18 protein-coding genes are annotated in these 20845 nt (G+C 47.6%); 12 read left to right on the top strand and 6 right to left on the bottom strand.

All coding sequences use genetic code 11. The features are described 5' to 3' along the window. The first annotated feature begins 86 nt into the window (after nucleotides 1-86). Together VIM72_RS08250 and VIM72_RS08245 are read left to right on the top strand one after the other, a co-directional pair. The gene (locus tag VIM72_RS08250) at nucleotides 87-545 is read left to right on the top strand and encodes a hypothetical protein (RefSeq protein WP_332002362.1); all 459 of its coding nucleotides are present in this window, start codon (nucleotides 87-89) and stop codon (nucleotides 543-545) included. A gap of 85 nt (nucleotides 546-630) precedes the next feature. Further along, a complete protein-coding gene (locus tag VIM72_RS08245) occupies nucleotides 631-1212 on the top strand; it encodes a hypothetical protein (RefSeq protein WP_332002361.1) in 582 nt (193 codons plus the stop codon). Nucleotides 1213-1217: 5 nt separating this feature from the next. Here VIM72_RS08245 and VIM72_RS08240 read toward each other — a convergent pair whose 3' ends face one another. From VIM72_RS08240 to VIM72_RS08225, 4 genes are all read right to left on the bottom strand, one after another. Then, nucleotides 1218-1805, bottom strand: coding sequence for a Crp/Fnr family transcriptional regulator (locus tag VIM72_RS08240; protein ID WP_332002360.1), 588 nt, complete (start codon nucleotides 1803-1805; stop codon nucleotides 1218-1220). A 118-nt stretch (nucleotides 1806-1923) separates the two neighbouring features. Further along, entirely contained in the window at nucleotides 1924-2865 is a 942-nt protein-coding gene (locus VIM72_RS08235; RefSeq protein ID WP_332002359.1) for a helix-turn-helix transcriptional regulator, read from the bottom strand. A gap of 10 nt (nucleotides 2866-2875) precedes the next feature. Then, nucleotides 2876-3805, bottom strand: a complete 930-nt coding sequence (locus VIM72_RS08230; RefSeq protein WP_332002358.1) for an NAD(P)H-binding protein — start codon at nucleotides 3803-3805, stop codon at nucleotides 2876-2878. A 5-nt stretch (nucleotides 3806-3810) separates the two neighbouring features. Then, nucleotides 3811-4701 (bottom strand): SDR family oxidoreductase, encoded by an 891-nt coding sequence (locus tag VIM72_RS08225; RefSeq protein WP_332002357.1) that lies wholly within the window; start codon nucleotides 4699-4701, stop codon nucleotides 3811-3813. Between the two features lie 135 nt (nucleotides 4702-4836). Between VIM72_RS08225 and VIM72_RS08220 the strand changes: the two genes are divergently transcribed. Further along, complete coding sequence (locus VIM72_RS08220) at nucleotides 4837-5694, top strand: helix-turn-helix transcriptional regulator (protein WP_332002356.1); 858 nt, start codon at nucleotides 4837-4839, stop codon at nucleotides 5692-5694. Nucleotides 5695-5814: 120 nt separating this feature from the next. Then, the gene (locus VIM72_RS08215) at nucleotides 5815-6921 is read left to right on the top strand and encodes an FAD-dependent monooxygenase (RefSeq protein ID WP_332002355.1); all 1107 of its coding nucleotides are present in this window, start codon (nucleotides 5815-5817) and stop codon (nucleotides 6919-6921) included. A 46-nt stretch (nucleotides 6922-6967) separates the two neighbouring features. Here VIM72_RS08215 and VIM72_RS08210 read toward each other — a convergent pair whose 3' ends face one another. Continuing rightward, nucleotides 6968-7555 carry a hypothetical protein gene (locus VIM72_RS08210; RefSeq protein ID WP_332002354.1) on the bottom strand — a complete coding sequence of 196 codons (588 nt, stop codon included), beginning with the start codon at nucleotides 7553-7555 and terminating at the stop codon, nucleotides 6968-6970. Between the two features lie 70 nt (nucleotides 7556-7625). On the opposite strand from VIM72_RS08210, the gene VIM72_RS08205 reads away from it, so the two are divergent. The 8 genes from VIM72_RS08205 (at nucleotide 7626) to VIM72_RS08170 (ending at nucleotide 19714) form a co-directional block, all read left to right on the top strand. Continuing rightward, nucleotides 7626-7898: a hypothetical protein gene (locus VIM72_RS08205; RefSeq protein ID WP_332002353.1), complete on the top strand. Its 273-nt coding sequence runs from the start codon at nucleotides 7626-7628 to the stop codon at nucleotides 7896-7898. Between the two features lie 279 nt (nucleotides 7899-8177). Continuing rightward, the gene (locus tag VIM72_RS08200) at nucleotides 8178-11495 is read left to right on the top strand and encodes a SusC/RagA family TonB-linked outer membrane protein (RefSeq protein ID WP_332002352.1); all 3318 of its coding nucleotides are present in this window, start codon (nucleotides 8178-8180) and stop codon (nucleotides 11493-11495) included. A gap of 11 nt (nucleotides 11496-11506) precedes the next feature. Continuing rightward, complete coding sequence (locus VIM72_RS08195; protein ID WP_332002351.1) at nucleotides 11507-12955, top strand: RagB/SusD family nutrient uptake outer membrane protein; 1449 nt, start codon at nucleotides 11507-11509, stop codon at nucleotides 12953-12955. 10 nt (nucleotides 12956-12965) lie between these two features. Next, nucleotides 12966-13763, top strand: coding sequence for a hypothetical protein (locus VIM72_RS08190; protein WP_332002350.1), 798 nt, complete (start codon nucleotides 12966-12968; stop codon nucleotides 13761-13763). Nucleotides 13764-13781: 18 nt separating this feature from the next. Further along, nucleotides 13782-14708: an ABC transporter ATP-binding protein gene (locus VIM72_RS08185; RefSeq protein WP_332002349.1), complete on the top strand. Its 927-nt coding sequence runs from the start codon at nucleotides 13782-13784 to the stop codon at nucleotides 14706-14708. A gap of 18 nt (nucleotides 14709-14726) precedes the next feature. Continuing rightward, nucleotides 14727-17063, top strand: coding sequence for a Gldg family protein (locus tag VIM72_RS08180; RefSeq protein ID WP_332002348.1), 2337 nt, complete (start codon nucleotides 14727-14729; stop codon nucleotides 17061-17063). Nucleotides 17064-17075: 12 nt separating this feature from the next. Beyond that, entirely contained in the window at nucleotides 17076-18362 is a 1287-nt protein-coding gene (locus tag VIM72_RS08175; protein ID WP_332002347.1) for a MutS-related protein, read from the top strand. Beyond that, nucleotides 18359-19714 carry a MutS-related protein gene (locus VIM72_RS08170; protein WP_332002346.1) on the top strand — a complete coding sequence of 452 codons (1356 nt, stop codon included), beginning with the start codon at nucleotides 18359-18361 and terminating at the stop codon, nucleotides 19712-19714. The genes VIM72_RS08175 and VIM72_RS08170 overlap by 4 nt, the downstream gene beginning before the upstream one ends. A gap of 53 nt (nucleotides 19715-19767) precedes the next feature. Here VIM72_RS08170 and VIM72_RS08165 read toward each other — a convergent pair. After that, a partial coding sequence (locus VIM72_RS08165) for an MFS transporter (RefSeq protein ID WP_332002345.1) occupies nucleotides 19768-20845 on the bottom strand: 1078 nt, incomplete at its 5' end.

The raw sequence follows: 20845 nt of genomic DNA, 5'->3' as shown, positions 1-20845 counted from the left end.
TTGGTCCATTATACTAGCGCTTCCCGCTATCATACAACAAAAACCATCTGCCGGAAATTATGTAATATTACAGAAAACGAACTTATATGCAATTACCGCCAGTAAAATACAGAAGACATCGCGTCGCTTATTCAGTGGCCGCCGTCTTTGGTTTCCTGGCAGCTTGCCAGGGCTGTTACTGGCTGGTAAGCGGAAGTGTCGGTTCGTTTTTTGGATGGATGTTTTTCATTATAGGCCTGGCGGCACTCGTGGGCTGTAGCTGGACCGCTATCCGGAATCCACTGGTACTGGAATTAAACCAGGAAGGTATCTGGTACAAAAAGAAGACTTATGGCTGGAATTCCCTGCGCAGTTATACCATAAGAAAGGAGGTTGGTGAAAGCAGCCTGTTCATCTACCTGGTATTATCTTTTAAAGATGACAGGGAGCCGTTGGAGATCCAGCTGGATTGGCTGGATAAAAGTGAGTCTGTACCAGAACAAATGGAGGCTTACGCAAAATTTTTCCAGGTTCGGTTTGACGGGCTAATAAAGAAAGAAGCATGAACCGGCCTGCCGTTCGTTTTTTAACTTAAGTTAAAATCCAGCCCCAAAATATCCATGACATTTGATACAACAAAAGTATCGTGTTATGACCATTACATTAAATGAATCTCAAAGAAGCGCTTCAACAGAAACTATTAAAACTGCCAGATCCCTGCGCAGGCTCTATTTTCTACGTGCTTCATTTTCCATTATCTGGGTAATACTTGTTGTTACTTTGGCTAAAACCAATCCCGCAATCGCCACTGTCCTTTTTATTATTTACCCGGCCTGGGATGCAATCGCCACTTTCCTGGATATTAAAGCCAATCCTCCTGCAGCGTCTAAAACACCGCAGTATGTAAACGCAGGCATTAGCATCATTACTACCATCGCAGTGACTATCGCATTGCAAAAAGGGATACCCGCAGCTTTTATAGTTTTTGGCGCCTGGGCAATTCTTACCGGCCTTATACAGCTGATACTGGGCTTACGCCGGCGTAAACAACTGGGCGGACAATGGCCCATGATCATAAGCGGTGGCCAGTCAGCCCTGGCTGGCGGCGCTTTTATTGCCATGGCACATGATCCCAATGCTGGTATTTCCACCCTGGCCGGTTACGCCGCGTTCGGCGCATTTTATTTTATTCTTACGGCGGTCAGGTTATCTAAAACAATTAAGGAAGGGTGATGCTGTTAACGGTTTATCCTTTTACGGATACGGCTTAAAGAAGGATTAGTGATGCCAAGATAGGAGGAGATATGGTACGCCGGTATACGGTTAACAATGTTTGGGTGCTCCTCCAGTAAGCGGATAAACCGTTCTTCATGCGTTATAAAAAGCAATTCTTCGGTGCGGGTTTGGGAATAGGTAAAAAACAATTCGGCGAGCAGCCGTCCAAATCTCGCCCAGTTGGGATGGCTGTCGTAAAGACTGGTCAGATCACGGTATGCTATATAGATGATTTCCGAATCTTCCATAGCCTGTATATAGTAATGACAGATCTTGCGGGTAATGAAGCTGCGGAACGAAACAAGAAATTGATTTTCTGAAAAGAAGAAAATGTTTTTCTCCTCGTCTGTTTCCGGATCAGCATAGTAAATCCGGAAAATGCCTTTCACCACCAATCCCAGGTCATTGCAAACCATGTTCTGCATATTAAAGAAATCACCCTTTTTGATCTTCCGGGTCTTCCAGAACATATTGCCGTCTTCGATGTCTTTTTCGTTTAACGCAGCAAAGTTCACCAGGTGGGTATTAAGTATTTCAAAATGGTCGCTCATACAATTGAATTTGACTTAGCCGCAATAAATTTACTAATAATCCATTGCACGAAAATATGCCCTGTTTATCTACAGGGCATAACAGTAGCAAAATTCGTCAACCTGCCAATACCAGGTTTTAACTTAAGTTAAAATCTTTAAACGACTGCCGGAACTCCATCGGTGAGAGATTTGTTTTGGTTTTAAACAGTTTGCTGAACGATTGCAGATGTTCAAAGCCCAACTCATAGGCTATCTCGCTTACTGAAAGATTTGTAGTGGAAAGTTTTTCCTTTGCCAGCTCAATCAGCTTGTTATGCAAATGCTGTTGTGTACTCTGACCGGTAAGTGATTTAAGCAGGCTGCTCAGGTAACCCGGCGAAATATTTAAAGTTTCTGCGATGAGCGTAACGCTTGGCAAGCCTTTTTGGGCCAATGCACCGCTGCTGAAATACCCGGATAAGAAATCTTCCAGGCGTGTGAGCACTTCATGACTGGCCACCTTGCGGGTTACGAACTGCCGTTGGTAAAACCTTTCAGAATAGGTGAGCAGTAGTTCTATCTGCGCAATAATTACATTCTGACTAAAGCGGTCTATGTTCGCATTATATTCTTGCTCTATCTGGTTGGCAATAGCGGTGAGCATGGCTTCTTCCTTATCAGAAAGATAAAGCGCTTCGTATACCGAATAGCTGAAAAACTCGTATTGCCTGATATTTTTTGCCAGCGGCGTATTCCATAAAAGATCCGGGTGAATGAGGATCATCCAGCCTTCAGGCCGTTTTGCCTCGCTTATATCGTGCGGTAAATCAATACCGAATAACTGGCCGGGCGACATAAAAAATAACACCCCTTCGTCGAAGTCGCTTGCCTGCTGCCCGTACTTAAACTTTGCGTGTTTTATTTTTTTCAGGGAGATGGAATAAAAATCGTAGATCAGGCTGAAAGGAATATCGGCGATGGGCTGCTGGATGTCATCCAGGTGCACAACGCTGATCAACGGGTGCGCAGGGTTAGGCAACCCTGCGGCCCGGTGATATTCGGTGATGGTACTGAAACGGAAAATCTGTGGGCTGTTCATCTCTATAAAGTTAATTACTTCTGTGATATGCTTCCGCAAATTCTTTAGCGAAATCAACCAGTTTAACCTTACCCATTCTGGGTTGGTTCCGGTGAAAGTTCTCCAGCGTTTTACCGCTATGCATAGCCGCCTGCATTTCTACAAGGGACGCTGCCAGCTTTTCCGGTACCTTAGCCATCTTCAGCCCCTGCAGCATGGCTTTGTCAGACAACAGCACCCATTTCAGCCATGGCTTGCCTACAGCCGTGCCTATGATCTTTGCCGCCTCGTTGCAGGTCATTTCCTCGCTGCCCACATAACGGACCGTTCTTTTCCCGGGAAGCAGTAACAGCTCCTCGGCAACGGCATCCGCGATATCTTTGGGCGACACAAAAACAGTCCGGTCATCTCCTCCATAATTTCCCATCAACAGCCCGGTTTTTCCGGTAAGCAAAGCCCATAGGCCCGAATACCGCAGTGTCAGGAATTTGCCGATAAGGCCTTTGCCTTTGATCAGGTCTATGGACTGGTAAAAATTAGTATAGAAAGAAGCGGGTCGCATGATGGTAAGAGATGTTTTTAGATCATCAAATACATGCTCCACATTTTCGCCGCTGGTAAGGTCGGCTGCCCAGCCGCTCATCAGCACCACGCGACGGGGACTGGTTTGTTTTAATGCCTGCACATAATTCTGTGCCATCCTGTGTAAATAATCGCCCAGGTCTGGTTCGCTAAAGCTCAGTGGGATCATAGCATAAACAGCGTCTGCATCTTTAAAAGTATCTGTCAGAAATCTGACATCAGAGATGGAGCCAATGGCAGGTGTGGCGCCCATGGCTTTAATAGCGACTTGTTTTTGCTGATCGCTGCTCACTACGGTTACCTCGTGCCCCTGCGCAACCAGGGTGGCCGCCAGTGGCTTGCTGATGTTCCCTAAGGAACCGGTTACAATAATTTTCATAGCTGCTACCGGGTATAAATGCCGTTATCAATATCTGAAAGCAACGTAGCATGCGTTGGTTGCCAGTTCAAACGTTCCTGTGTCAGTTTGCTGGATGCGGGGCAGTCGATAGCCGCCATTTGCGAGAACCAGCCGAAATGTTGGGCGGCAGCTTCAGGCGTTATAGATCTTACCGGGATATTGAGGCGTTGGCCAATGGCTTCCGCAACAGACCGGACGGTCACCGCCTCTTCTGCGCAGGCATGATAACGGGTGCCAGGCGTTGCATTTTCCAGGGCCAGGCGGAACAGGTGGGCGGCATCCAGCCGGTGTACCGCATTCCACCGGTTAAGCCCTTCGCCGATATAGGCAGAGAAACCTTTTTCACGGGCAATGTTGATCAATATGGGAATGAACCCATGCTTATCGTCGTCGCCATGCACGGAAGGCGACAAACGGACAATCGCCGCCCGCACGCCCAGCCTGCACACCTCATCTGTTGCCTGCTCTGAAGCACGCGGCCAGGCCGGGTTAAGAGGAGGAATGATATCTTCTGTAGCCAGTTGCCCCGGGCTTACCAGCGCCGTGCCGGAGGTAACAATCAATGGACGGTTGGAACCAGCCAATACTTCGCCAATAGTTGTTATCGCTTTTTTATCTACTTCACAAACTTCCGCAAACCGGGCAAAGTCATGAATAAACCCGGCATGGATAACCCCATCGGTTTCACCTGCGCCGGTCCGTAAACTATCCAGGTCTTCCAGGTCGCCGCGGAGTACTTCCGCACCTGCATTTACCAGCTTTTGAGCGGAGGCATCTGATCTCGCCAGGCCAAGCACCTGGTGACCTGCACTTATTAATTCCTGCACAATGGCAGTACCAACGAAGCCAGTGGCTCCTGTAACAAATACACGCATAATATTTTTCTTTTGATGCCACAAAGATCACTTACATGTATTAAACGGGTTTATCCAAATCCGCTTTTGATTTAGCCGAATCTGTCATTAGGCTTCAGGATTTTTGTATATTCAACGGCATAATGCATTCAGGCAATGGCAAAAAAAGCAGGATCCATCCCGGTAAATTATTTTGACGAAGAGGAAAACGCCGGTATTACCGTGGAGAGAATAGCGATCGGGGATTTACAAATGTTTAAGGAAGCAAAAGAAGCTCATCGCCATGATTTCCATTCCTTCTTCTTCCTGGAAAAAGGAACGGTTACCATTGAAATTGATTTTAAAGAACATCAGGTGAAGGCGCCTGCTGTGATCTATATGCATCCTAACCAGGTACATCTTATAAAAACATATAGAAATGTAACCGTTAGTACCTGTGCTGTCAGTAATGAAAATCTGCATCCGGGATATCTGAAATTACTGGAAGATATAACACCTGCCGAACCGATGCTGCTAAAGAAGGAAACCTTTTCTGTTGTTACTGAAACAGTATCACTTTGCATTAAATTTTATGAGAGAAAACGTGACAGGCTGTATCATTCCGCATTAAAAGACAGCTGCAATGCCCTGGTAGCATTCATCATTTCACTATACCTGGAGAGATCACCATCACCGGACAAACCCTCACGGTTTGAAACTGTGACCAAATCTTTCAACGAAATATTGGAACGTAATTATACCACTGTTAAAAGCCCGGCAGCATACGCAAAGCAGCTCAATATATCTACGCATTACCTGAATGAATGTGTAAAAAACACAACCGGACATTCCGTTTCACATCATATACAGCAACGTGTTATTTTAGAAGCCAAACGCCTGCTTTATCATTCCGGTAAATCGGTAAAAGAAATTGCCTCAGAGCTTGGCTATGATGATTATCCCTATTTTTCACGGCTGTTTACAAAGGTTACCGGCATAACAGCTGTAGCTTTCCGCAACAAAAACCACCAATAGTCCAATACTTACCCTCTTTTGTTATTGCTGCCCTTTTCCAGGCAACGCAACTTTGTGCGGTCATTATCCCAGGCGCTTCCAGCGCCTGCTGTAATAATAAAGCCAGATAAATTGTATAAAATGAAATCATTAAAAGGGAAGAAGGCACTTATATCAGGAGCAAGTTTTGCGGGACTTTCAACGGCCTGGTGGATAAATAAAATGGGATACAACGTCACTGTAGTGGAAATTGGCAGCCATCTTAAAATGGGTGGAACACCTGTTGATATAAAAGAACATACCGTTGATATTGTAAAAAGAATGGGGATTTTTGAGCAGATAAAAGCCAACAGGTTACGCCTGGAATCAACAGAGTTTAAAAATGCGGATGATGTTACGGAAAGTATCAGGATACTTGAAGCAGCGGATGATGAATTTGAAATTGAACGGGATACTTTGCTGAACATATTATTTGATATGGTTAAAAATGAAGTGGAGTTTATTTTTAATAACAGCATTACGGATTTAAATGAAACGAGCAACAACATTGCAGTTACTTTCAGAGATGGCTCGCAATGTGAGTACGACCTGGTGTTTGGTTGTGATGGCATACATTCGGCAGTAAGAAGGATCTGGTTTGGAGATGAAGCTGCATACTCCCATTTTCTCGGTCAGTATTTTTCTATTACCATCGTAAACAAACTGCTGATAAAACAAAATACACTGCAATTGTATGGAGAGCCTGATAAGGGCATAATGCTGAATGCCTATAACAATAAAACGGATATCGTGCTTTCTTTCCGTTCAGAAAAGGAAATTGCTTACAACTACCGCGATGAAGCACAACAGCGGGAAATAATATTATCGCAGTTTAAGGGAGTGGGTTGGAGAGCTGCATCTTTACTGGAAGAAGTAATGAATGCGAAAACCTTCTATTTCGATAAGTTCTGCCAGGTAAAAATGCCGTCATGGACAAAAGGAAGGGTAGCATTGGTGGGCGATGCCGGTTACTGCGCCTCCCCGGCGGCCGGCATGGGCGGCTCACTGGCAATTATAGGCGCCGCAGCGTTGGCGGATGCGTTTGTGAAACACGACGGCGATTATAAATCAGCTTTTAATGATTATAACAAAGCACTGCGCCCTTTTATAGAAAAAGTACAGGCAGAAGCCGAAGCAACGCTGGAATTCCTGCTTCCGCGAACGGAAGAAGCTATCCGCGAGAGAAATAAGGGGGGATTGGGGTTTTAGCAGGAGCGGCAGTTGTATGAAAACCGGTTAGGCAGGTTCCCCAATACTAATCATCTGTTTTCTTACTGATCATTTTTCCCAGTTCCTTGCCTGCTTTAGCATATGCATCTCCTATCCGGGGGCCGGTAGCAAACTGGCCTTTTCCTCCTCTCATGTCTTCCATCATCACCTTACAGATGGATTTTTTCATATTAGCCTGGTCAAAAATTTCCACATCCAGGTTGATCGCTGCCTTATGTGAGGTGATGCCGGCATTGTAGCCAATTTCAATAAACCTGGTATTCACAACCATTACATATTTGGGAGTGCTGTCTTTCGACAAGTTAATATCGGCATACTTGGTAAAAAGCTTATTAAAACTGGGCTCATAATGCTTTTCCCTATCGGCAAACCAGCTCTCTTCCCAGGCAGCGCCTGATCCCGGTTCTTTGGCTTCTTTTTCCGCCTTTCTCCGTTTGATATAGCTGGCCTCACGCCCATCCTGGCCAACAATAAGCTTGTTGTAAGTAAATACCACTTTCATTTCCGTGGTGCCTTTCAGAAAATCTAATTTTCCTTTTACGACCTCCTGGGCTTTTAAAAAAAATGGAGTGACTGTTGTTAACAACATAAGAAAAGTGAAAATTCGCTTCATACAGTATAAGGGATTAGGGTGTAAATATACATTATATACAGATATACAACACAGGGAATAAAAATGATCAATGCAACCCGAAATATTTTTTTTACCCCATCCACCCATTTCTTTTATCCGTTCGTCTTATTTAGTATGGAGCCAAATAAATCTTCCCTGGCAAACCCGGTGCCGGACCAACGCTACCGCCTTCAGGGAAAAGGACCGTGTTGTAAAGATCACGGGAGAAGCTTATTTTGAAGTAGCGGCCAACCAGGAAAGACCTTTTAATGATGTGTTGCGGCGCATGTCCGGCTGGTATACGAAAAAGAAGTGCCGGGTATTATATTCAGCAGGGAAATAAAAAGAGCGCTGAATTTATCACACAAGCGCTGATAGTATTGGGAAAAAGAGGGGGCATTTTAGAATAGCAGGGAAGCAACTGATTGTCATGCCATAGTTATATCAATCAAAAGGAAATGCAATATTGAACGGGAAACAGCGGTAATGCCGGCAGGCGGAGCTTTGTTCCTGCCGGAACAGCATACAATTATCTAATCAACCAGTTAATTAATCAACCAAGAGCTTTATGCCATTATGTAATCAAAAGCGGCCAACCATTAAAAGAAAACTGCTCCTGCAGATGGCAGCATTTTTCTTTATGGGGATAGCAGTTATTGCGCCCCGAAAGGCAATATCCCAGACCATTACCTACAGCAGTAAGAAAGTATCCCTTCAGCAGGTGTTTACAGAAATTAAGAATCAGGTTAGTTATGCAGTGATATTCAATCCAGACCAGGTTAATGTAAACACCACTGTGGCGGTTAATGCAAAGAACCAGCCGATTGAGGAATTCATCAGAGCGGTACTGGCTAAGCTGCCACTTACTTACACCATTGTGGGTACTACCATTGTTGTTTTCCCGAAAACGGAAAATATACCTGGAACAATGCCGCCACCAAGTGATATTTCAGGAGTTGTTTTTGATGAGAAGACAATGCAGGGGATCCCCGGTGTCAGCATTTATGCCAGTGGGTCCGGTTCCGGTACCCAGTCAAATGAAAAAGGAGAATTTGTACTGAAGAAAGTAAAGGCAGGTGAGATGATCAGTTTCTCCAGTATTGGTTACGAGAAGGTGATAGTGGCAGCAGTTCCTCCGGGCACCACGATGCCGGTAAAGATGAAAGCAGCTACCAACGTGTTGGACCAGGCGGTGGTGCAGGCATATGGCATTACCAGCAAACGCTTGTCTACAGGAAATATCAGCAAAGTAACAGGAGAAGAGATAGCCATGCAGCCGGTGATGAACCCCCTGATGGCATTGCAGGGAAGAGTGCCCGGCATGGTGATAACGCCTACTACCGGTTATGCCAGCTCGCCGGTAAAAATACAGATCAGGGGCAGAAGCTCTATCAATCCAAATTATCTTTCAGAGCCGTTGTATGTGATCGACGGCGTACCGCTCAATATTTTAAACACTTCCGGTTCAGCAGCAGGAGAGTATAGCGACGTGTCGCGGGGGCTTGATCAGTCGCAGAACATTAATCCCGCCCAGGGCCAGAGCCCCCTGTTCACTATGAATCCACAGGATATTGAGAGCATAGAAGTATTGAAAGACGGCGGCGCTACCGCCATCTACGGTTCCCGCGGCGCCAATGGTGTCATATTGATCACTACCAAAAAAGGCAAACCCGGGGAAACCAGTTTTGACCTGAATGCCAGGGAGGGCGTTACCGAGGTGACCCGCTTCTGGCCCATGCTGAATACCCGGGAGTACCTGCAGATGCGCCGGGAAGCCTTCGCCAATGATGGCATTACGCCCACCGCTGCGAACGCACCGGACCTGATGGTATGGGACACCAGCCGTTATACCAACTGGCAAAAGGAAGGTTTGAAAGGAGGAAAGATCACTACCATTAATGCCGGTTTGTCCGGCGGAACAGGCAATACCTCTTTTCGCCTCAGCGCCGGCTACATACGGCAAACAGATATACTGACCTACAGCGGCAGTAATCAACGGATATCTACAGCCTTCAACCTGAACCATCGCAGCAGGAACCAGAAGTTGTCTGTTACGCTATCTGCAGAGTATGCATATATACCCCTCGGCATGATTTTAATGCCGCAGTTTACCACGCTGGTACCAAATGCCCCACCTGTATTTGACAACAGGGGTAACCTTAATTATGCCGAATGGAACGCAGCGGGTATGGGCGACCGTTTTCCCTTTAACTACATCCTGAATCCTTTCAGCAGTAAAACCAATGCGCTTAACAGTAATCTGCGGGTGAGTTACCAGTTGTTAAAGGATCTTATGTTCACCACATCCATTGGATACAACACCGTACAATACAGCAGTGAGCTCTTACAGACCATTGCAGGTCAGAACCCGGTAAACAGTAATATAACAGGTTCCAATATGACAGGCGCCACCACCAACAACGGCTGGATCGTTGAGCCACAGCTGAGCTATGGCCGTTACCTGGGCAAACTGAAACTGGCTGTACTCGCGGGAGGCTCTATGAACAGGACTGTTACCCAGGGCTCCAACCTGTTTGCCATGGGATATAAAGATGATGCACTGCTTCGCAGCATCTATGCTGCATCCTTTATAACAGCTGGTCAGAATTACGGGCAGTATAAGTATGCTGCGTTATTTGGCCGTATTAACCTGAACTGGGAGGATAAGTATGTCCTTGAGCTGACCGGCAGAAGAGATGGCTCTTCCCGTTTTGCGCCTGGTAGCCAGTTTGGTAATTTCGGTTCTGTGGCCGGTACGTGGATCGCTTCTGAAGAAAAATGGATGAAAAACATATTGCCAGCCTGGTTCAGTTTTGTAAAACTCAGGGGCAGCTACGCGATTACCGGCAGCGATAATGTGGGCGACTATCAATACCTTTCCCAATGGGGCAGTTATTCGCCTGCTACAGGGCTGCCGTTGTATACTTATAACGGCGTTAAACCGCTGGTACCTTTGCATCACGAAAATCAACTGTATCACTGGGAGCTGGAGAAGAAAATGGAATTGGCCCTGGCCCTGGGATTCCTGGAAGACAGGATCAACCTGGGTGTGTCATGGTACCGGAACCGGCGCAATAACCAGCTGATGTCTATAGATGTGCCTTGGTTTACCGGGTTTAATCAGGTGGTGACCAACTGGCCTGCCAATGTACAAAATACAGGCCTGGAAGCGGATATTAATGCGAAGCTGGTAAGTACAAGGAAATTTTCATGGACGCTTAATTTTAATATCGGGCGTAATGTCAATAAATTGCTGGCATATCCTGATTTCGAAGCATCGCCTTTTTACAGCCAGTACAAACTGGGAGAGTCCCTTGATACGAAATACCTGCTGCACTATTTGGGGGTAGACCCGCAAACAGGACAATACAGTTATGCTGATCACAACCACGATGGCGTCATCGTAGCCAATTCCTCCCTGCAGCCCGGAGCCGGTAACGACGACCGTTATGTTGGTATTGATATAGCGCCCAAATTCACAGGAGGAATAGGTAATATCCTGAATTATAAGAACTGGTCGCTTTATTTCTTCTTCGATTTTAAAAAGCAAATGGGACTAAACAGCCTGGTGAACGGCGGGGTACCAGGCAGTATGAACAATATTTCGCCGGTAGTGTACAACAACCGGTGGACGAAACCGGGTGATAATGTCCGTTATGCGCGGCTCTCCACCGTAGGTACTGCGAGTGATTACAATTTTTATAATTCTGATGGACGGTATTCAGATGCTTCTTTCCTGAGATGCAACAATATCAGTTTCGGTTATAACCTGCCTGAAAAGCTGCTTAAGAAGGCGGGCATGAAAGGGGCAAACCTCCAGGTGAGCATGCAGAATTTCTTTGTTATTACGGTGTTTAAAGGGATGGATCCCGACATGCAGGTGTTTGGAACATTACCGCCTCCGAAAGCGCTCACCTGCACTCTTTCCTTTAACTTTTAATTAGTACGGTCATGCATATACGTTTTGTGCTTATTTTTTCAGTCGCTCTTTGTTTTTGTTGTTCCTGCAGTAAACTGGTGGAAATAGATCCTCCCCGCAATACCATCACAACTGGTCAGGTATTCACTACAGACGCCCAGGCTACATCCGCCATGGCAGGCGTTTACATCAATATGCTGACTTACGGCGCTTTAGGCAGCGGCAGAATTACCTTGCTCACCGGCAACTCGTCAGATGAACTGGTGGGATATGGTGGTGTGAATGCCGCCTTCTATTTCTTTAACGCTAACCGGTTGCAGCTAAAGGATGCCCCGGCTGATTTGTGGAACAACATTTATCAATCTGTTTATGATGCCAATGCAGTTATGGAAGGGATCGCAGCATCAACTTCCACTATGCTGCATGATGATGTAAAGAAAACACTGACAGGGGAAGCAAAATTCGTGAGGGCATTCAGCTATTTTTACCTTACCAATCTTTTTGGAGATGTACCACTTGCACTCACAGTAGATTTCAATAAAACAAAACAACTCCCGAGGGCGCCACAGGCAGAAGTATACAAGCAGGTTATCCGGGACCTGCAGGATGCCGCGGCATTGCTGCCGGAAGATTATTCCGCGGGCAACGGAGGGCTGCGCGTACGCCCTAATAAATGGGCTGCTACCTTGCTTTTAGCCAGGGCGCTCCTTTATACAGGTAATTATACTGACGCCGTAACACAAGCTACCGCAGTGATAGACCATGCATCACTGTACGGCCTGGAAAGCAATCTGAATAATGTATTTTCCACTACCAGCCGGGAAGCCATCTGGCAACTGCAGCAGGACGTTGCCAATAGTATGACCTTCAACGCAACATTCGAAGGCTGTACTTTCCTTCCTGCTCCATTGCATACGGGGCAGGCGTATTATTACCTGTCGCCGGAACTGCTAAGCGCTTTTGAGCCGGGAGACAAGCGGAGAGCGGATTGGGTGGACAGCACAGATAATTCATCATCTTCCGGGGCAGCCGGAAACTACCGTTATCCTTTTAAATACAAGGTTGGAAATGCAAATAATGACCGCTCCGGAACAGGCACTGCAACAGAATACTACGTGATGCTTCGCCTGGCGGAGGCCTACCTGGTCCGCGCAGAGGCATCAGCTCATGGCGCCGGGGGGGGAGCCAGCGCAGCTATTGCCGACCTGGACATTATCCGCCGCAGGGCCGGCCTGCCAGATCTTTCATCAAACTTAAACCAAACCCAGTTACTGGCTGCCGTGGCCAAAGAACGGCAAACAGAATTTTTCTGTGAATGGGGCCACCGCTGGTTTGATCTTAAACGGACCGGCAGGGCTACACAGGTATTGTCTGCTATTCCATTGAAGCTACCGTGGCAGGGCGACTTCCAGTTGCTGTATCCCATTCCGTTGACAGAGATACAGAAAGATCCTTATCTGAAACAAAATCCGGGGTATTAAAAAAAACTGTATGTCAAAAATAAATCTTCCTTTCATAAAGGCTGCCTGGTATATAATACGTCGCAGTTTAGCGCCGGTGCTCATCTGCCTTTGCCTGTTCTCCTGCTCAAAAGACAAAAATCCGCAGGGCACCTCAACGCTTACCATTATCAATGCCGTAACCGGGAGCAACCTGCTGGTGGCCAATTTTAATGGTACCGTTCCGCTCAATACCTACCGTGATGCCAACAGGCTGATGTATAATTTCTTTTCAGCGTTCTCTAACCAGTTTACTTCTTACAGCGGCCAGCTGGCGCTTGGTGTGTATGTATATCCTGATACGCTGGAGAAAAGTACACCGTTATTCAACCTGGCGCTGGACCTTCCGGTGGGATCTGTTCACAGCCTGTTCCTCACCGGTACTATGGAACATCCGGACACCGTGTTTGTAACAGACCAGTTGCCTTATTACCCGTTGGCAGACAGTATAACAGGCTTCCGGTTCATCAATCTTTCGCCGGGCAACTCACCGGTAAGTATCCGTATACAGGGACGTACCGGCAGCGCTGAAGTAAGCAGCCTGCCTTACAAGGGAGTCACAGGATTCAGACCGTATGCCGCAAAAGCCGCTTCTGAAGATTATGTGTTCGAGTTCCGGGACGCCGGCAGCGGCGCCCTGATCACCTCTTACACGGTAACAGGTATCAGCGACCCGGGAATAGTAGCACCAAATAACTGGCGTAACCACAATTTTACCCTGGCACTGCTGGGGCAGCCCGGTGGTACCGGCAACCTGGCGCCATCAGTGCTTCTGATCAATAACTATTAAAACAATCATAAGTTCAGCATGAATGCGATCATAAAAACCGAGCAGCTCTCGCATAAGTACAGCAGCTCCTGGGCTATACGGGACATTAACCTGGAGATCAGCCAAACAGGCATCATTGGCCTGCTTGGCTCCAATGGCGCGGGCAAGTCCACCACCATGAACATCATATGCGGTGTGCTCAATCAAACAGAAGGCCGCGTATTTATCAATGGCGTGGATATCAGGCAGGAGCCGGAACTGGCCAAAAAAGAAATTGGCTTTTTGCCGCAAACACCGCCCCTGTACACCGATCTGACGATAGATGAATACCTCACTTACAGCGCACAACTGCGGCAGATAGAAAAGCATAAGATCAGGGCGGCAGTAGAAGAGGCGAAAGAACGCTGCGGTATTGCTCACTTCAGCTCACGACTGATTCATAACCTCTCCGGTGGTTACCGGCAGCGGGTTGGCATCGCCCAGGCCATCATTCACAAACCCCGGCTGGTAGTGATGGACGAGCCCACCAACGGGCTGGATCCCAATCAGCTGATAGAAGCCAGGAAGCTGATCAAAGAAATTGCACAGGACCATACCGTGCTTTTCTCTTCGCACATTCTGTCGGAAGTGCACCTGCTGTGCAAAGAGGTGATCATGATCGAAGCCGGAAGGATCGTGTTTTCCGATACCATGGAGGCGTTCAATAACTATGCACAGCCACACAGCGTGATGATCTGGCTGGAAAATTTCCCGGCGGTAGCGGAACTGATGAAAGTGCAGGGAGTAACCAGGGTAGAGCACCTGGGCGGTAAGCAGGCCCGCATTTATTTTGACGGGAACCAGGAGATCGCTGAACGGTTGATAGCTGCCAGTGTTACCAATGGCTGGCGACTGCGCGAGATCAGCTTCGACAAAGGCCTGCCCGACGATGTATTCAAACAATTATCCGCACAATCCCATTCTTAAAAAATTCAACAGATAAAGATGACTTTTAAAATTGCCAGAACAGAGCTTCGAAACCTGTTCTATTCGCCGGTTGCCTGGTTCTTATTGATTGCTTTTTTAGTGCAGTGCGCTGTTTTTTATACTTCCCCTTTATCAATGGCCGCGAGGTGGCAGGATATTGCGATAGAGAATAATCCCAAGTTTAAGGATTTGGGAATTTCGCTTACCAGCGGAATTTTTCTCGGCTCCGATGGCATTTTTGCGAATGTGATGCAGAACCTGTACCTGTTTGTGCCATTGCTCACTATGGGAATTATCAGCCGGGAGATCAATACCGGGACCATCAAGCTGCTTTATTCCTCCCCCGTAAGGCTGCGGCATATCCTGCTGGGGAAATACCTGGCCGTGATGATCTTCAATTTACTGCTGGTATCAATAGTGGGAATATTTATGGTAACAGGGGCGTTCAATATTGTGCATGTCGACTACGGACTGCTGCTCTCTGCCGCGCTGGGATTTTATTTGCTGGTAAGCGCGTATGCAGCTATCGGTGTATTTATGTCCAGTCTTACTACCTACCAGATCGTATCTGCCATCGGCAGCTTTATCCTTATTTTTATACTCAGCCGCATTGGCGGCCTGTGGCAGAAGTATGATTTTGTAAGAGACCTTACCTATTTTCTTTCGCTTTCAGGACGCACACAGAAAATGCTTTCAGGGTTGATCACCACCAAAGATGTGATCTATTTCCTCGTGATCATTGGCGTGTTCCTGGCATTTACACAGATCAGGCTCACAGGAACAAGAGACAACAAACCCTGGTTTGTAAAGGCCGGGAAATATATTACCGTAATGGCCATTGCACTGGTGATAGGGTATATCACGTCTCGACCCGGCCTCACAGTTTACTGGGATACTACTGCCAACAGCACCAATACCATTCATGAACGCACCCGGCAGATCATACGGCAAATGGACAAGGATTCCCCACTGGAAGTAACCATGTATACCAACCTGATGGGCATTGGCGTGGACCAGGGGCTTCCGGAAGGCCGTAACCAGTATTTGTCTGTCTTGTGGGACAAGTACCTTCGGTTTAAGCCGGACATCAAATTCAAATACGAATATTATTATGATTATGACGCCACAAAAGACAGCTTTCTCTACAAGCAGTTCCCTGGAAAAAGTTTGCGCCAGATAGCCGGGAAGATAGCATTCGGGCATGAAACAGATCTGTCAGGATTTAAGTCGCCGGAGGAAATGCACAAAGACATCGACCTGCAACCCGAAGCCTACCGGGTGGTGATGCAGCTGAAATACAAAGGCCGCACTACTTTTCTCCGGACATTCGACGACGGTATTTTCTGGCCGGAAGAAATGCAGGTAGCGCCCGCCCTGAAACGCTTACTGGAGGCGAAGATGCCCAAAGTGCTTTTTCTAACGGGCAACCTGGAGCGAAGCATCTATAAAACAGGGGAGCGGGAATACTGGCTGCACTCTGTTGCAAAAAGTAACCGCGCTGCTTTGATCAACCTGGGTTTTGATGTAGACACCCTTGCGGAGAACAGCCCGGAAATTCCTGCTGATATCGCCGCCCTGGTGATCGCAGATCCTAAAACGGAGCTCAGCACTGCAACATTGGATAAGATCAGGAGATATATTGATAAAGGAGGCAACCTGTTTATACTGGGCGAGCCGGGGAAACAGCCTATACTCAACCCTGTATTACAGCAGTTAGGCGTTCAGCTGATGCCTGGCATCCTGGTGGAACCTACCAAAAATGAAATGCCGCATATGGTGAAACCTTATGTAACCTCCACCGGCGCCAATCTTGCAGAAGAAATGGTACTGCTGATGTTAAAAGAGGCCCTGAAAGAGAAAGATAATGAAGACTCCCTGTTTACTATGTTTCCCGGCGTTACGGCCATTACATATGATTCTTCCGGGGGACCTTTTACCGTAAAGCCGCTGATGATGACGGAAGCAGATAAAACATGGCTGAAAGCAGGCACCCTCGTTACAGATTCCGTGCCGCCGGTGTATACCCCGCAGGATGGCGATATCCAGCGACCATTTACCCCCGCCGTTGCTTTGACGAGGAAGATCAATAACAGGGAGCAACGTATTGTTGTTTGTGGCGACGCTGATTTCATGAGCACTATCAGGAATGGGGGCGACTTTACCGGAAGGGCCATCTACAGCTGGCTGGACAATAATGAGTACCCCATCTATACGCCAAGGCCAAGGTCAAAAGACGTAAAGCTGGCCATCACGTTAACCGGTGCCAACGCATTGAGGATAATATACGTATGGGTACTGCCTGCCCTGGTGCTATTGCTGGCGGCGGTATTGCTCATCAGGCGCAAAAGAAAGTAAAAAGAACGAACTATGATATTGGAAACGGACAGCCAGACAATGGAAGACCTGGGGATATTCGGGCAGCGCGACAGAAGCGGTATCTGCGACCTGTACAACCATACGCATACCCGCGGTGGAGAAGCAGTATTGCAGGAGATGTTCCGGAACCCGCTGGCAAACCGGGATGCTATTAACCGGCGTAGCAGCATTATTAAACATTTTGCACAGCTGCGCATAGCGTTCCCTTTTGATGCCGCTGCACTGGACATGGCAGAAAAATACCTGGCCAGTGCAGATGAACGCGCAAAGCATCGCCAGTCGCCCCTGAGCGAAAAGGAAATAGTGAACGGCGTTACGGCTATTATAGCGCTGATGCAGCGTATTAACGTGTTCATCACCGCAAAAGAGGTTACTAACATCAACGCCTATACGGAAGAAAGGACATCCATTATCCTGCTGCTGGAAAACCCTGCCTTTGAGCCGGTGTTCAGGGAAAAGGGAAAAGGAAAGCTGTCGTACGGTGCTGTTGCCGCTTACGACACGCTTTTCAGGATGAGTGAGCGGAACAATGTGGAACAGCTCCTGGCGCATATTTACCATATGGATGTTTATTTGTCTGTAGCTACAGTAGCCCTGGAGCGGAAATTTGTTTTTCCGGAAGCGATGGAAAAAGGCGGGGGGATATTACACCTGGAAGGCGTATATCATCCTGAGCTGAAGCAGCCCATTGTCAACAATCTTTCTATGAGCGACGGGCAGAACCTGGTATTCCTGACCGGCGCCAATATGGCGGGTAAATCCACCTTCCTGCGGGCAGTAAGCACCGCGCTTTACGTGGCGCATATGGGCTTCCCTGTTGCTGCTGCAGGGATGAGATTTTCTGTAATGGATGGTATTTTTACCACCATCAACCTGCCGGATAACCTGGGCATTGGCGCCAGCCATTTCTACGCAGAAGTACTGCGGGTAAAGAAGGTAGCAACAGAGCTGCACCGGGGCAAATCCCTGTTCATTGTATTTGATGAATTGTTCAGGGGCACTAACGTAAAGGATGCACATGAAGCTACCGTAGCCATTACCAGGGCGTTCAGCAGGAAGAAGTCCAGCCTGTTCATTATATCGTCCCATATTGTGGAAGCAGGCGGGGAGCTGCGGGCACAGGCTGCTGCTGCCTTCCTGTACCTGCCCACACGCATGAACGGGCATACGCCGGAATATACCTATACGCTGGAAAAGGGAATAACAGACGACCGTCATGGTATGATCATCATACGGAATGAAGGTATACTGGATATCCTGAAAAGAAGAAGATTATGAGTTTTAATATAGATAAACAAACGCTGGATGAGCTGAACCTGCTGGGCAAGTTCCGGCAGGGATCCATCTACGGCCTGTTCTGCCAGGTGAAAACAAGAGGCGCCGAGCAGTTGCTGGACCATATGTTCCGTCACCCGCTGAACAATGCAGCGGCTATCAATGAGCGCAGCAGTATTTTCCGCTTCTTCCAGGAAGCAAACCTCAGCTTCCCCTTTGATGTACAGCAAATAGGTTTAATGCGGGAGTACCTGGATAACAGCGCCGGGAACAGCGCCTGGCTGGTGCTGGTCAACACCCTTATCAGGAAAGGCCTTGCCGCTCTAACCCGCGATGAGCGCTACCGTAAAACAGTGCAGGGGCTGCAGGCCGTTATCGTTACACTGAACCGCTGTAATGCCTTCCTGGAAACAGCCCGGGCGCATGGAACACCTTATGCCGGCCGCGTGGAAGCCGTAAGGGAAATGCTGTCTGATGCAAAGCTGCAGCGACTAAGCAACATCGATATTTATAAAGACCTGCCTGTAAGAACATTGGCCTTTTATGATTACCTGCTGAAAAATAAGCTGCATGAGCAAATGGAGGCCATCCTTTCGTTTATTTATGAGCTGGATGTAAACATTGCAGTAAGCCATGTAGCGCGCAGCAAGGGCTTCACCTATGCCGCCGCTTTACCGGAGGAGCGCAATATATTATCAGCCTGGGATCTCCGGCATCCCTGCATAGAAGGCGCTGTGGGTAATGACCTGCTGCTGCATAAGAACAGTAATGTATTGTTCCTGACAGGTGCCAATATGGCCGGGAAATCCACGCTCATGAAATCCATAGGCATAGGGCTGTACCTGGCGCATATGGGATTCCCGGTTGCAGCGGCAGGCATGGAATTTTCAGTAAGGGAAGGACTTTATACCTCTATCAATGTGGCGGATAACATCAACCTGGGCTACAGCCATTTTTATGCAGAGGTAGTAAGGGTAAAACAGGCGGCGGAAGCGGTGAGCAGCGGCAAAAGAATGTTGCTGATGTTTGATGAATTGTTCAAGGGTACCAACGTGAAAGACGCATACGACGGCACTTTGGCGGTAACCGAAGCTTTTGCAGTGTATGAGGAATGCCTGTTCATTGTTTCCACCCATATCATTGAAGTAGGAGAGGCATTGAAACACTATGAAAATATCCGCTTTGTTTATATGCCTACTGTGATGAACGGGCCTTACCCGCAGTACACTTATCGCCTGCAGGAAGGGATTACGGAAGACCGGCAGGGGATGATGATCATCAGGAATGAAGGGATCCTGGAACTGGTTGAAGAAGCGCCGGCATACAACAGCAAAGCATCTCCCGGTATTCAGTAAATATAAATGCCGCAGCAGTTAACAACTGCTGCGGCATTTAAAAAATGGTTGGTTTAAGCATGCATAACAGGAGCCGGCATCTCCTTTTCTGCATTGGTATTTATAATGGTTGCCTGGTGTTGTTCACCAAAAGTAATAAAGCTCAGTCCCAGGTTTATGGCCAGTAACGCTGCACTCATCCAGATTACATTGTGAACGCCGTAACTGGCTATAATAAAGCCTCCCAGCATGGTGCCCAGCGATATGCCTATATTATAGCAGGAGGTAAGCAGGCTGTTCACCAGCTCCAACGCGCTATGCGGCACCGAACGGGTGGTACGTATATTTCCTATCAGGAAGCCCCCTGTATGAATGGCGCCCCAGAAGGAAAGGATAATCACCATGGGAATAAAGATACCGCCAAAGAAATAGGCCAGGATCTGAACAAGGATAAGCAAAGAGAAAAATACGCGGGTAGTGCGCATTACATTCCTGCTCAGGGCAATGCCCGTGATCCAGTTGCCCAATACGCCCATACCGCCAAACAGGAGCAGCATGATGCTCACCTGGGTGCCATTCATATGGGAGATCTTTTCCAGGTAGGCCGCCAGGTAGCCATAACTTGAAAACATACCTGCCAGCATAAGAATGGTAGACACGAGGTTCAGCCATAACTGCGGGTTCCTTAGTACATACAACTGGCTTTCACCGGCTGTTTTCCTGGTGGCCGGCATGGAGGGTACAAAAAACAGCAGGCCCATAAACGCCACCAGGCTCACAAAGCTGGCCAGGAAAAAGGAAGCCTGCCAGTTACTGAAAAATTCAGCCGCATAGGTGGTGATCGGCACACCCATCACCGTGGCAATACTAACCCCCGACATCACAATGGAAACCGCCTTACTGCCCCCTTCTTTAAAGGCTACTGCCAGTGAAATGTTCCAGAACAGCGGGTGTAAAAAGGCCGGTAAAACCCGGGCAATCATCAGCACCGTAAAGTTGGGAGAGAAGGCAGAAAGCAGGTTGGATACTACAAACACAGCCAGTACAAGCGACATCAGCAGCTTACGGTTTATATTGGTGGTCAGGGCAGTTATAAAGGGCGATGACACCGCTACTGTTAACGCAAACGCACTTAACAGCCATCCCGCTGTG

Origin of the sequence: Chitinophaga sp., assembly GCF_036569185.1 — a bacterium.
GTDB lineage: Bacteria > Bacteroidota > Bacteroidia > Chitinophagales > Chitinophagaceae > Chitinophaga.
This window is presented reverse-complemented; position numbering and strand designations above follow the sequence as displayed.